The 13,865-nt window shown below is 65.6% G+C and carries 10 protein-coding genes; all 10 read left to right on the plus strand.

Translation table 11 applies throughout. The features are described 5' to 3' along the window. The first annotated feature begins 2 nt into the window (after window positions 1–2). The 10 genes from SSKA14_RS09915 (at window position 3) to SSKA14_RS09960 (ending at window position 13,859) form a co-directional block, all read left to right on the plus strand. A complete protein-coding gene (locus tag SSKA14_RS09915; protein WP_008266615.1) occupies window positions 3–302 on the plus strand; it encodes a YciI family protein in 300 nt (99 codons plus the stop codon). Between the two features lie 20 nt (window positions 303–322). Beyond that, a complete protein-coding gene (locus SSKA14_RS09920; protein ID WP_040007399.1) occupies window positions 323–574 on the plus strand; it encodes a BolA family protein in 252 nt (83 codons plus the stop codon). A gap of 149 nt (window positions 575–723) precedes the next feature. Next, a complete protein-coding gene (locus tag SSKA14_RS09925) occupies window positions 724–1,761 on the plus strand; it encodes a LacI family DNA-binding transcriptional regulator (RefSeq protein WP_006456453.1) in 1,038 nt (345 codons plus the stop codon). 76 nt (window positions 1,762–1,837) lie between these two features. Further along, the gene (locus tag SSKA14_RS09930; protein ID WP_008267333.1) at window positions 1,838–4,894 is read left to right on the plus strand and encodes a TonB-dependent receptor; all 3,057 of its coding nucleotides are present in this window, start codon (window positions 1,838–1,840) and stop codon (window positions 4,892–4,894) included. A 250-nt stretch (window positions 4,895–5,144) separates the two neighbouring features. After that, window positions 5,145–6,749, plus strand: coding sequence for a glucoamylase family protein (locus SSKA14_RS09935; protein ID WP_008267901.1), 1,605 nt, complete (start codon window positions 5,145–5,147; stop codon window positions 6,747–6,749). Between the two features lie 4 nt (window positions 6,750–6,753). Further along, window positions 6,754–8,094 carry a sugar ABC transporter substrate-binding protein gene (locus tag SSKA14_RS09940; protein ID WP_008267975.1) on the plus strand — a complete coding sequence of 447 codons (1,341 nt, stop codon included), beginning with the start codon at window positions 6,754–6,756 and terminating at the stop codon, window positions 8,092–8,094. Next, window positions 8,091–8,972 (plus strand): sugar ABC transporter permease, encoded by an 882-nt coding sequence (locus SSKA14_RS09945; RefSeq protein ID WP_005410323.1) that lies wholly within the window; start codon window positions 8,091–8,093, stop codon window positions 8,970–8,972. Before SSKA14_RS09940 ends, SSKA14_RS09945 begins: the two co-directional genes overlap by 4 nt. Further along, entirely contained in the window at window positions 8,969–9,805 is an 837-nt protein-coding gene (locus tag SSKA14_RS09950) for a carbohydrate ABC transporter permease (RefSeq protein WP_008264935.1), read from the plus strand. The genes SSKA14_RS09945 and SSKA14_RS09950 overlap by 4 nt, the downstream gene beginning before the upstream one ends. Next, window positions 9,802–12,969: a discoidin domain-containing protein gene (locus SSKA14_RS09955; RefSeq protein ID WP_008264662.1), complete on the plus strand. Its 3,168-nt coding sequence runs from the start codon at window positions 9,802–9,804 to the stop codon at window positions 12,967–12,969. The genes SSKA14_RS09950 and SSKA14_RS09955 overlap by 4 nt, the downstream gene beginning before the upstream one ends. Before the next feature lie 2 nt (window positions 12,970–12,971). Further along, entirely contained in the window at window positions 12,972–13,859 is an 888-nt protein-coding gene (locus SSKA14_RS09960; protein ID WP_008267707.1) for an endonuclease/exonuclease/phosphatase family protein, read from the plus strand. Window positions 13,860–13,865: the final 6 nt, after the last annotated feature.

Genomic DNA, 13,865 nt, shown 5'->3' on the forward strand with positions numbered 1-13,865 from the left:
CGGTGTGGTATGTGATCGAGGGTTATGACGGCCATGACGTGCTGGCGCAGCGGCTGCAGGCGCGGCCGGAACATCTGGCGCGGTTGCACGCGCTGCGCGACGAGGGCCGCCTGCTGCTGGCCGGGCCGTGCCCGGCGGTGGACAGTGAAGACCCGGGCCCGGCCGGTTTCAGCGGCTCGGTCGTGATCGCCCAGTTCGAATCGCTGGTAGAGGCCCAGGCCTGGGCCGACGCCGACCCCTACGTGGCCGCAGGCGTCTACACCCGCGTGCAGGTGCGGCCGTTCCGCAAGGTACTGCCGTGAACGCAGAGCGGATCGAGCGGATGCGTGACGCACTGCAGCAGGCGCTGGCCCCAAGCGTGCTCGAGATCGAGGACGACAGTCATCGCCATGCCGGGCATGCAGGCGCGCGCGACGGGCGCGGCCATTTCAACGTGCACGTGGTGAGTGAACGCTTCGCCGGACTGGGTCCGCTGGCCCGGCATCGCGCGGTCTACGCCGCGCTGGGGTCGATGATGGACACCGATATCCACGCCTTGTCCATCCGCGCACAGACCCCGTCAGAACAGGGCTGAGCCCTTGTCCCGCACTGTCCTGGCGGGTCCTCGAGCGGGCCCGTCGCAGACAGATTTCCATGTCCATTTCAGGACATTCGCCTAACGGACTGTTTACAAGCCCAGATGGAAACGCTTACATTCCGCGCCAATGCTGGTAGGTCCAAGCCGTGGAGGGCGGCTTCGTGAACAAGGCAGCTATCACAATCAAAGACGTCGCTCGCGAAGCCCGGGTCTCCGTGGCCACGGTTTCCCGCGCGCTCAACGGGCATGAAAATGTCGCCGAACCGGTCCGCCAGCTTGTGCTGGAGGTGGCCGCACGGCTGCGTTACACCCCGCACGCCGCCGCCCGCAGCCTGAGCAGCCGCCGCACCAATACGGTGGGCGTGGTGCTTCCGGACCTGTACGGCGAATTCTTCTCCGAGCTGATGCGCGGCATCGACAACGTTGCCCGCAACCGCCGCCAGCACCTGCTGGTGTCCAGCTACCACGGTGACCAGGAGCAGCAGGGCGCAGCCCTGCGTGCCATGCGCGGCCGCGTCGACGGCCTGCTGGTGCTGTCGCCCTATGCCGAGAGCCCGGGCTTCCTGACCGACAACCTGCCGCAATCGCTGCCGACGGTGTTGATCAACACCTATCTGCCCGGGCAGGACCACCCGGTGCTGAGCATCGACGACCATGCCGGCGCGATGGCGATGACCCGCCACCTGCTGGATGCCGGCCACCGCCGCATTGCGTTCATTTCTGGCCCGGACCTCAACTTCGACGCGCGCGAGCGCCTGCGCGGCTTCCGTGACGCGCTGGCCGCATTCGGCAGTGGCGCCGAGGGCATCGAGCTGCCCGGTGATTTCGACGAAGCTTCCGGCCATCGCGCCGGTCAGGAGTTGCTGGCAGCCGGAGCGCTGCCCGATGCCGTGTTCGCCGCCAACGACATGATGGCCCTGGGTTGCCTGTATGCGTTCACCCAGGCAGGGGTCCATGTGCCGTCCGATGTCGCCCTGGCAGGTTTCGATGACATTCCACTGGCGCGTTTCGTCCACCCGTCGCTGACCACCATGCAGGTCAGCATCGCCGAGCTCGGCGATCGGGCCATGACGCGCCTGATGCAGTTGATGGACGGCACCTCCACGGACGGGACAGGGGACAAGCAGACCCTGGTTCCCCGCTTGATAGTTCGCGATTCCACCACTCCGCCATCCGGCCGTTGAAGCCAGAGGCGTTCCTTCTTTTTTGATTGATCGCAGGGACCGCGCAAGCGGTCACCGCCACCCGGAGATTGAGTTGATGATGCACACCACCTTCCGCACGCCGGCCCGCCGGCTGCTGAGCACCGCACTGGTCAGCTGCCTGATGCTGGCCGCCGCTCCGAACGTCATGGCGCAGTCGGCCAATGCCAGCCTTCGTGGCCAGGTGGCCGGCGCCCAGGCGGGCACCGAAGTCACCGCCACCAACGTGGCCACCGGCACCGTCCGCCGCGGCACCATCCGTGCCGACGGCAGCTACTCGCTGATGGGCCTGGACCCGGGCACCTATGACGTGGTCGCCAATGGCCAGTCGCAGAAGGTCACCGTCACCGTGGCCTCGACCGCCACCCTGAACTTCGCCGGCGCGGCCAGCAGCACCCCGGGTTCGACCGCAGCGACCAACCTCGACACCGTCAACGTCGTCGCACCGACCCTGCTGCAGGAAGTGCGCACCTCGGAAGTCGGCAAGACCGTCAGCCTGCAGCAGATCCAGACCACCCCGCAGGTCTCGCGCAACTTCCTGGAGTTCGCCGACGCGGTGCCGGGCATGATCTTCACCCGCGATGCCAAGGGCAACACCTCGCTGCGCGGCGGTGCCACCAACTCCGACGGTACCAACGTCTACATCGACGGCGTGGGCCAGAAGAGCTACGTCAAGGGCGGCGGCGTCGCCGGCCAGTCCGGCAGCGCCGGCAACCCGTTCCCGCAGCTGGCCATCGGCGAGTACAAGGTCATCACCGGCAACTACAAGGCCGAGTATGGCCAGGTCTCCAGTGCCGCCGTCACCGCTGCGACCAAGTCGGGCACCAACGAGTTCAAGGGTGAGGCGTTCTACCGCTACACCAATGAAGACATGCGTGCGATGACTCCGGCCGAGCGTCAGCCGAACAAGTCGAAGATGGTCTCGGCCGAGAAGGAATACGGCTTCGCCCTGGGCGGCCCGATCATCCAGGACAAGGCCCACTTCTTCGTCACCTATGAAGCCAAGCGCTTCGACCTGCCGGTGACCATCGCGCCGCACGGCGCGGTGACCAGCAAGGCCGACCGCGTGCCGGCCGATGCACAGGCGGGCCTGGGTCCGGCCAGCCAGCCGTTCCAGCAGGACCTGATCTTCGGCAAGATCGACTTCGAGCCGACCGACAACGACCGGCTGGAACTGACCTTCCAGGACCGTGACGAAACCCAGCAGCAGTTCTCGGACCAGACCGCGCCGATGCACGGCAAGGAAACCAAGAACACCGACCGTCGTTACGCGTTGCGCTGGAACCACAGCGGTGAGCGTTACTACAACGAGCTGATGGTCACCCACGAGGATTCGTTCAACAATCCCAAGCCGCTGAGCATGGGCAACGGCTTCAACTACACCGCTCCGGACGGCGCCAACGAAGAGCGCCCGATCGTCTCGATCGGCGGCTCGTCGGCGATGTCGTCGCAGGTGAAGGGCCAGAAGGGCTGGTCGATCGAAGACAACCTGACCCTGGATGGCATCCAGTGGGCCGGTGACCACACCATCAAGATGGGTGCCAAGTACAAGCAGATCGACCTGTACGCCTCCGACGCGGCGCAGATCAACCCGCAGTTCTACTACACCATCGACAACCCGACCTTCCCGGACAGCATTCCGTACAAGGCGCAGTTCGTGAAGCCGGTGACCGGCGTGTCCGGCGTCTCCGGCGAAGTGCGCTCGAAGGTCAAGCAGATCGGCCTGTTCATCCAGGACGACTGGCAGGTCAACGACCACCTGCAGCTGAACCTCGGCCTGCGCTGGGACTACGAGAAGAACCCGTCCTACCTGGACTTCGTGACCCCGCCGGAAGTGGTCAATGCGCTGTTCGCGCAGGACCCGCGCGCTGCGGCTGGCCAGAGCTACGCCGATACGCTGGCGCTGAGCGGCCTGAACATCAACGACTACATCAGCAACGGCCACAACCGCAAGGCTTTCAAGGATGCCTGGCAGCCGCGCCTGGGCTTCTCGTATGACATCAACGCCGACGAGCAGCACGTGATCCATGGTGGTGCCGGCCGTTCCTACGACCGCGACCTGTTCGACTACCTGCAGCTGGAAACCACCAAGCTGGCACTGCCGCAGCCGACCATCTACTTCCGCAACCCGGCCACCGGCCAGTGCTTCCAGGGCAACGCCGCCTGCTATGACTGGAATCCGAACCTGCTCAACGGCATCGGCAACCTGCAGAGCCTGGTCGGTTCGACCAGCAATGCCGGCCTGGAAGTGGACCTGCTGAACAACAACCTGAAGGTGCCTTACGCCGACCAGTTCAGCCTGGGCATGAGCAACCAGATCGGCGAGTGGCTGACCGACGCCACCATCTCGCGGACGCTGACCTACGACGGCTTTGCCTTCACCCTGGGCAACCGCTATCCGACCGGCAACTTCTTCGATGACCCGCGCCTGTGCGGCGGTACCCAGGCCGGCCTGGGCCAGGCCTGGAGCTGCAACGTGCCAGGCTTCGGCAGCCTGATCATCGGCCAGCAGGGCATCAAGACCCGCGCCACCCAGATCCTGCTGTCGGCGCAGAAGCCGTTCACCCAGGAAAGCGGTTGGGGCACCTCGATCGCCTACACCTGGACCACCGCCCGCCACAACCGTGACATCAACGAGCACTACGCGTTCGACCGCGGCGTGATCGGTGACTACCCGACCATCCGCTCCAACGGCGCACCGCGCCACCGCCTGGTGGTGACCGGTTCGTACGCGGGCTTCTGGGGCATCACCTTCGGTGGCAAGCTGACCCTGGCCACCCCGACCGCGATCAACGACTGGTACGGCGTGCCGCAGGCCAACGGCTTCGACCTGCCGACCCCGATGGCGGCGGTTCCGGGTGGCAATGGCCGGTTCCTGCTGGGTGGCAAGATCTTCGGCTACCGTTCGGTCGACCTGCAGGCCACCAAGACGTTCAAGATGCCGGGCGATACCGAGCTGTATGCGCGTATCGACATCATCAACGTGTTCAACTTCGACAACTTCTCGAACTACAACTACTACAAGAACGGCAAGCTGACCGCGAGCTACAACGAGACCGGCGACATCGTCGGTACGCCGCGCCAGGTGAAGGCCGAAGTGGGCTTCCGCTTCTAAGCGGTCCAGTCTGCAGCAGTACTCCGATGCCGCCGGTCCGCCGGCGGCATCGGGCGCGTGAAAACGGCAATGGCCGGCCCCGCGCCGGTCCATTGCCCACGCCGCTGCCGGCCAGGGGGCAGCGGCGTGGGCAATGATCGCGGTGTCAAACCACGTTTTTCGTGGTTTTTTCAGCCTGCACCTTGTAAACGATTTCAGATCATTGGACGTTATGCTTTCCCATCGATCAGACCACCGGAGGAACCGCGCCATGCAGGCACGTCATCTGTTGTCCGCCGCGGCGTTGAGCCTGGCCGTGGCCGCCTGCCAGCCGGCCCAGCAGGAGCCTGCCAAGCCGCGCCCGCCGGTGATCCTGATCGAGGCCGACGCACCGCCGCGGCCGATGAAGCCGGAGCTGCCGCCGCTGTTCGACGACATCGAGCGCCGCACCTTCCAGTTCTTCTGGGACACCACCAACGAGATCAACGGCCTGACCCCGGACCGCTATCCGTCGCGGCCGTTCGCCAGCATCGCCTCGGTCGGCTTCGCGCTGACCGCCTATCCGATCGGCATCGAGAATGGCTGGGTCAGCCGCAACCAGGCGATCGAGCGCACCCTGACCACGCTGAAGTTCTTCCGCGACGTGCCGATGGGGCCGCAACGCACCGGCAAGGCCGGCTACAAGGGGTTCTACTACCACTTCCTGGACATGCAGGAAGGCCGGCGCTATGACAGCTGGGTCGAGCTTTCATCGGTGGATACCGCGTTGCTGATGATGGGCGTGCTGTTCGCACAGTCCTACTACGATGGTGACGATCCGCGCGAGAAGGAGATCCGCCAGATCGCCGACACGCTGTACAAGAAGGTCGACTGGCCGTGGCTGCAGCAGCGTGCGCCGCTGATCTCGATGGGCTGGTTCCCCGAGAGTGGCTTCATCGACCACGACTGGATGGGCTACAACGAGGCGATGATGGTCTACATCCTCGCCCTGGGCTCGCCGACGCACCCGGTCAGCCCGGATGCGTGGACGGTGTGGACGCGCACCTACGACAACGACTGGGGTGTCTACCAGGGCCAGGAATACCTGTCCTTCGGCCCGCTGTTCGGCCATCAGTACAGCCACGTCTGGATCGACTTCCGCGACATCCAGGACGCGTACATGCGCGAGCGCGGCAGCACCTATTTCCTCAACAGCCGTTCGGCCGCGCTGGCCCAGCGCGAGTACGCCATCGCCAACCCGATGCAGTGGAAGGACTATGGCGAGAACGTGTGGGGCCTGACTGCCAGCGATGGCCCGCAGAACACCACCCAGGAATACCGTGGCGAGCAGCGCCAGTTCCGCCATTACTCTTCGCGCGGCGCCGGCCTGCGCGAGAACTTCGATGACGGCACCATTGCGCCGACCGCCGCGATCGCGTCGGTGGTGTTCGCGCCCGAGCAGGTGATCCCGGCCACGCTGGAGATGCACAAGCGCTACGGCGACTACATCTATTCCAGCTACGGCTTCCTGGATTCGTTCAATCCCAGCTTCAACTACGACATTCCGATCAAGACCGGCCGCCTGGTGCCGGATCGTGGCTGGGTCGCCAGCGACTACATCGCCATCGACCAGGGCCCGATCCTGACCATGATCGCCAACTACCGCAATGACTTCGTCTGGGAAGTGATGAAGAAGAACCCGTACATCCGCAAGGGACTGGAGCGGGCCGGGTTCAGCGGTGGCTGGCTGGCGCCGGAAGGCTCGTTCCAGCCGCTGGAACTGCAGAAGGACGAAAAGGCCGCGGCGGCACGCGCGGTGGGTATCGCCGAATCACGCGCGGCTGCCGCGCAGGAACAGAAGAACAATGCCAACCGCACCACAGGCCAGGGCAAGTAACCCGATGCCGAACTGGATCGACCGCCTGCGCCGCTGGGCGCTGCCTGCCTTGGCCGCCTTGGCCGTGGCCGGCTGCGCCCGCACCGAGCCGGGCACCACCACCGTGCGCTTCTGGGCGATGGGCCGCGAAGCCGAGGTGGTCAGCGAGCTGATCCACGAGTTCGAGGCCGAGAACCCCGGCATCAAGGTGGATGTGCAGAACATTCCCTGGACGGCCGCGCACGAGAAGCTGCTGACGGCGTTCGCCGCCGACGGCCTGCCCGACGTGTGCCAGCTCGGCAACACCTGGGTGCCCGAGTTCGCCGAACTCGACGCACTGACGCCACTGCAGCCGTTCGTGCAGCGTTCGTCCGTGGTGGACCCGAAGGACTATTTCCAGGGCATCTGGGATACCAACGTGATCCATGGCGAGCTGGTCGGCGTGCCGTGGTATGTCGATACCCGCCTGATCTACTACCGCAAGGACCTGCTGGCCAAGGCCGGCTACGACCATCCGCCGCGCACCTGGCAGGAGTGGGACGAGCAGATGGCCGCGATCAAGAAGATGCAGGGGCCGAACCGCTACGCGGTACTGATGCCGATCAACGAGTTCGAGCAGCAGCTGTCGCTGGCGCTGCAGCAGCCCGATCCGCTGCTGCGCGACGATGACACCCGAGGCAATTTCGCCAGCCCGGGGTTCCGCCGCACACTGGCCTTCTACGCCAACATGTTCGAGCAGGGCTGGGCGCCGAAGATGTCCGAGACGCAGATTTCCAACGTCTGGGACGAGTTCTTCCGGGGCTTCAACGTGTTCTACATCTCCGGGCCCTGGAACATCCGCGAGTTCAAGAAGCTGCAGCCGAAGGAGCTGGAAGGGCAGTGGGGTACCGCGCCATTGCCGGGTCCGGATGGCCCGGGGGCCGGCATCGCCGGTGGCACCAGCCTGGTGATCTTCCGCAGGTCGCAGCAGAAGGAGGCCTCGTGGAAGCTGATCGAGTTCCTGTCGCGGCCGGAAATCCAGGCGCGTTTCCATTCGATCATCGGCGACCTGCCGCCGCGCCGCAGTACCTGGAATGCGCCATCGCTGGCCAATGATCCGCTGGCGGTTGCGTTCCGTGACCAGCTGGAGCGGGTCAAACCGACGCCGAAGGTGCTCGAATGGGAGCGCATCGTGCAGGAAATGCGCATCGTCACCGAAAAGGTGGTGCGTGGTGGCCTGCCGCAGGACAAGGCGGTGGAAGAGCTGGACCAGCGCGTGGACAAGGTGCTGGCCAAGCGCCGCTGGATGCATGAACAACAACGCCTGCAGCAGCGCGCGCCGTCGCCGCAATCGAGCAGTGCCGTGGCCGCCGGGAGCGCGCAATGAAACGTACTTCACTTGCTGGCTGGATCTTCGCCGGCCCTTCGCTGATCGTGCTGGGCGTGTTCTTCGGCCTGCCGGTGGCCTCGGCGCTGGCGCTGAGCGTGACCGACTTCGACCTGTATGCGCTGGCAGACAGCAGCAACCTGCGCTTCGTCGGCCTGGGCAACTACATCGATCTGCTGCAGACACCGATGTTCTGGAAGTCGTTGTGGAACACCACCTACTTCGTGCTGATCGGCGTGCCGTTGTCGATCGGCGTGTCGCTGGGCGCGGCGATGCTGCTCAATGCACCGGCCGCGCGCTTCAAGGCGCTGTTCCGCACCGCGCTGTTCGCGCCGGTGGTGACCACGCTGGTGGCGGTGGCGGTGATCTGGCGCTACCTGTTCCATACCAGCTATGGGCTGGTGAACTACGGCCTGGGCCATCTGGGCATCAGCCCGATCGACTGGCTGGGCGATCCCAACTGGGCGATGCCGACCATCATGCTGTTCGCGGTGTGGAAGAACTTCGGCTACAACATGGTGATCTTCCTGGCCGGCCTGCAGGCCATCCCGCATGACCTGTACGAGGCTGCGCGCATCGACGGCGCATCGCGCTGGAAGCAGTTCCTGCACATCACCCTGCCGATGCTCGGCCCGGTGCTGCTGGTGGTCGGGGTCATTACCGTGTCCGGCTACTTCCAGCTGTTCGCCGAGCCGTATGTGATGACCCGTGGCGACCCACTGCAGAGCACCGTCAGCGTGCTGTATTTCATGTTCGAGGAAGGCTTCAAGTGGTGGAACCTGGGACGCGCCTCCGCGGTGGCGTTCCTGCTGTTCCTGATCATCCTGGCGGTGACCACCGTGATGCTGCGTTTCGGCCGCAAGAGGCAGTTGGTATGAGTCGTGAAATCGGCCAGTCGCGCTGGTACCCGTGGATGATCAATGGTGCGTTGCTGGTGCTGGCCCTGGTCAGCCTGGCGCCGCTGCTGTGGATGCTGTCGGTCTCGTTCATGCCGCAGGGCGAGGCCAGCCATTTCCCGCCGCCGCTGCTTCCTTCGAGCATCACCACGCACAACTACCATGAGCTGTTCGCGCGCACCGGCATGGGCGGCAACTTCGCCAACAGCCTGCTGGTGTCGCTGGGCATCACGATTGGTTCGCTGCTGCTCAACACCATGGCCGGCTATGCGTTCGCCAAGCTGAACTTCGTCGGCCGCGAGCGCCTGTTCCAGGTGCTGATGGCCGCGCTGGTGATCCCGGCGCAGGTGGCGATGCTGCCGCTGTTCCTGCTGATGAAGCAGCTGGGCCTGGTCAACAGTTTCGGCGGCGTGATCGTGCCGGCGCTGGCCAGCGTGTTCGGCATTTTCCTGGTGCGGCAGTACGCGCGTTCGATCCCGGATGAGCTGCTGGAGGCGGCGCGCATCGACGGGGCAGGGGAGCTGCGCATCTTCTTCCAGATCGTGCTGCCGATGCTCAAGCCGGTGCTGGTGACCCTGGCGATCTTCACCTTCATGGGCGCATGGAACGATTTCATGTGGCCGTTGATCGTGTTGACCGACCAGGAGCACTACACTTTGCCGGTGGCACTGGCCACCCTCTCGCGCGAACACATCATGGACGTGGAAATGATGATGGCCGGCGCGGTGGTCACCGTGGTCCCGGTGCTGGCGCTGTTCCTGGTGCTGCAGCGGTACTACATCCAAGGTCTGTTGCTGGGGAGCGTCAAAGGATGAAGCGAGCGATCGCCGTTGGACTGGGCCTGTTGTGGACCTCCCTGGCGATCGCCGCGCCGCCGGCGCTGCCGGCACCGAAAGTGCTGGACGACTTCGACGATATCGGTGCCTGGAAGCTGGTGCTGTCCGACCAGGTCAGCGGTTCGCTGCGCCCGGTCAGTGGTGCTGGCGGTGGTCGCGCGCTGTGCCTGGACTACGACTTCCATAAGGTCTCCGGCTACGTCGGCATCCGTCGCGCGCTCAACATCGAGTACCCGGCCAATTATCGCTTCGGCTTCCAGCTGCGCGGTGATTCGCCGGCCAACGACCTGCAGTTCAAGCTGATCGACGCCAGCGGTGATAACGTGTGGTGGGTCAACCGTCCCGGCTACAGCTTCCCCAAGGCGTGGACGCCGGTCGAGTACCGCCGCCGCCAGATCGACAAGGCGTGGGGGCCCTCGCCCGAAAAGGAGATGGCACGCAGCGCCGCGGTCGAGTTCACGATCTACAGCAAGGTGGGCGGGCGTGGCACGGTGTGCTTCGACAAGCTGACCCTGCAGGGCCTGCCGCCGCAGGATGATTCGGCGCTGGTGCCATCGGTGATCGCCGATACCGCCACCGCGCTGCAGGACCGCATGATCGACGGCAAGAGCGATACGTTCTGGATCAGCGGGGGTGTCAAGCAGCAGACCATCAGCCTGGACCTGCACAAGAGCCGCGAAATCGGCGGTGCGGTGATCGACTGGCTGCCGGATCTGGAGGCGCGCCGCTATACCGTGCGTACCTCGGAGGATGGCCGCGACTGGCGCACCGTACGCGAAGTGACCAGTGGTGCCGGTGGCCGCGATTGGCTGGCGTTGCCGGATACCGACGCGCGCTACGTGCGCTTCGATCTGCAGGATGGCCCGAACTGGCGCTATGGCATCCGTGACATCGCGCTCAAGCCGCTGGCCTTCGCTGCCACTCCGAATGCGTTCCTGTCGTCGGTGGCCGCCGACCTGCCGCGCGGCGCGTTGCCGCGCGCCTACGTCGGTGAACAGCCGTACTGGACCCTGCTGGGTCTCGACGGTGGCCAGGAGCAGGCACTGATCAGTGAAGACGGCGCACTGGAGCCGGCCAAGGGCAGCTTCAGCATCGAACCGTTCATCCGCCTGGATGGCAAGCTGCTGGACTGGTCGAAAGTGGCCATCACCCAGTCGCTGCAGGACCACTATCTGCCGATCGCCAACGTCGACTGGGTACACGAGAAGGTCGGCCTGGCGGTGACCAGCTTCGTGCAGGGCACGCCGGAGCGCGCGCAGTTGATCGGCCGCTACCGGCTGAGCAATCCGGACAAGGTCGCACACGAGTACACCCTGGCGTTGGCGATCCGCCCGTGGCAGGTCAACCCGCCAACCCAGTTCCTCAACACCGTTGGCGGCTTCAGCCGCATCGATGCGCTGGACGTCGGCGAGCAGCTGGTGAGGGTCAACGGTGAGCCGCGCATCTACCCGCTACAGGTGCCGGACGCGCGCTTTGCCAGCACGTTCGACGGCAAGCTCGATGCGATGCATCTGGCCAGCGGCAAGTACCCGGCCACCACGGCGGTGAAGGACAGCACCGGCATGGCGTCGGGCGCGCTGATGTATACGATCAAGCTGGAGCCCGGCCAGAGCCGCGAAGTGGCGGTGGTACTGCCGCAGACCGGTGGCTGGGCGCCCAAGGCGCTGGACGTGGCCAAGGCGCAGGCACAGGTGGCCGAGCAGTGGCGACAGAAGCTGGGCGTGGTTTCGCTGCAGGTGCCGGCGGCCGGCCAGGCGCTGGTCGATACCCTGCGTACCGCGGTGGCGCACATGCTGATCTCGCGCGTCGGGCCGCGCCTGCAGCCGGGTACGCGTTCCTACGCGCGCAGCTGGATCCGCGATGGCGCGATGATTTCCGAAGGCCTGCTGCGCATGGGTCGCAGCGACGCCGTGCGTGACTACATCAACTGGTATGCGCCCTACCAGTTCGAGAACGGCAAGGTGCCGTGCTGCGTCGATGCGCGCGGCAGCGACCCGGTGCCGGAGAACGACAGCCACGGCGAGCTGATCTACAGCATTGCCGAATATGGGCGCTACACCGGCGACAGCACGTTCGTCGAACTGATGTGGCCGCACGTGCAGGGCGCCTATACCTACATGGAACAACTACGCGCCAGTGAGCGCACCGAGGAAAACCGGGCGCGCAACCCGGCCTTCTACGGCATGATGCCGGCGTCCATCAGCCACGAAGGCTATTCGGCCAAGCCGATGCATTCGTACTGGGACAACTTCTGGGCACTGCGCGGTTACAAGGACGCTGCACTTCTGGCGACCCAGCTGGGCAAGGTCGAGGCGATGCAGATCGCCGAATCGCGCGACCAGTTCCGCGATGACCTGCAGGCCTCGCTGCTGTCTGCGATGCAGCAGCACACCATCGATTACCTGCCGGGTTCGGCCGAGCTGGGCGATTTCGATGCAACCTCGACCACCATCGCGCTGGCCCCCGGCGGTGAGCAGGGCCGCCTGCCGCAGCAGGCGCTGGAAGCGACCTTCGAACGCTACTGGAAAGAGTTCGTGGCCCGCCGCGACGGCAAGCGGGAGTGGAAGGACTACACCCCGTACGAGTGGCGCAACGTTGCCGCATTCGTGCGCCTGGGCTGGCGTGACCGCGCCTGGCAGGCCACCGAGTTCTTCTTCAAGGACCGAGCGCCGCAGGCCTGGAACCAGTGGGCCGAAGTGGTGTCACGCACGCCGCGCAAGCCGTTCTTCGTGGGTGACCTGCCGCATGCCTGGGTTGCCTCCGACTTCGTGCGCTCGGCGCTGGACATGTTCGCCTACCACCGCGACATGGATGACGCCCTGGTGCTGGCCGCGGGCGTTCCGGCCGCGTGGCTGCAGGGCGAAGGCATCGCCGTGCAGGGCTTGCGAACGCCGCAGGGCCAGCTCAACTACCGCCTGCAGCGCGGCGACAAGCAGCTGACGCTGGAGGTGCAGCCGGGCCTGGTACCGCCGGTGGGCGGCGTGGTGCTGCCGTGGCCATATGCCGGTGATCCGGGCGATGCCACCGTCAACGGTGAAGCGGTCGAGTGGATCAACAGGGAACTGCACGTGCACCAGCTGCCGGCACGGGTCGAGATCGACGTGCCGAGCGCGGTGCGCCGCGCCGAACGCAAGGGACAGTAACGATGAAGCAGCAGGGGGCGAGGGTGCGCACGTCGGTGCGCGCCCTGGGGCTGGCAATGGCACTGGCACTGCCGGGCGTGGCGATGGCGGTCGAGCCCGCGGCCACTGCCGCGTCGGCTGACGTGGCCAATGTGCCTGGCATGAGCATGGTCACCTTCAATCTGCACCATGACCGCGAAGACTGGCCGAGTCGTCGCCGCACCATCCTGGCCGAGCTCAAGCGTCTGCAGCCGGATGCGGTTGCGCTGCAGGAGGTGATCCAACGGCGCAATGTCCGCAACCAGGCGCAGTGGCTGGCCAGCCAGCTCGGCTACCGGTATGTGTTCGTGTCCACCGATCCGGTCGGGGCCCCGAAGCGATACGGCAACGCGTTGCTGACCCGGCGTCCGATCCTGGCCCACGGCGATCATCTGCTGCAGCCGCTGGACGATTACCGTACCGTCGCCCATCTGCGCATCGACGTCGATGGAACGCCAGTGAATGTCTACGCCACGCATCTCAACGAGCGCAACGACGAGCGTGGCCAGGGCATCCGTCGCAGCCAGGTGGAGGACCTGCTGCGCTACATCTCCACAACGTCGGCCGGTGCGCCGGTGGTGATCGCGGGCGATTTCAATGCACTGGTGGATGCCGGCGACCTGAGTGAACTGCGCAGCCACTACGGCGACAGCTACGGCAGCGTGCATGTCAATACGGACCTGGCAGGGGTCAGCACCCTCAACCGCCACTACTACCAGGCACCCTCGCGGATCGACCACATCTTCTTCCAGCAGGACGAGATGGTCGCGCGCGAGGCGAAGCTGCTGTTCGACCAACCCGACGACAGCGGGCGCTGGGCCTCGGACCACTACGGCGTGTGGACCCGGTTGCAGTTCGCTCCGGCGCGCTGATGTCCT

It is taken from the genome of Stenotrophomonas sp. SKA14 (assembly GCF_000158575.1).
Lineage (GTDB): Bacteria > Pseudomonadota > Gammaproteobacteria > Xanthomonadales > Xanthomonadaceae > Stenotrophomonas > Stenotrophomonas forensis.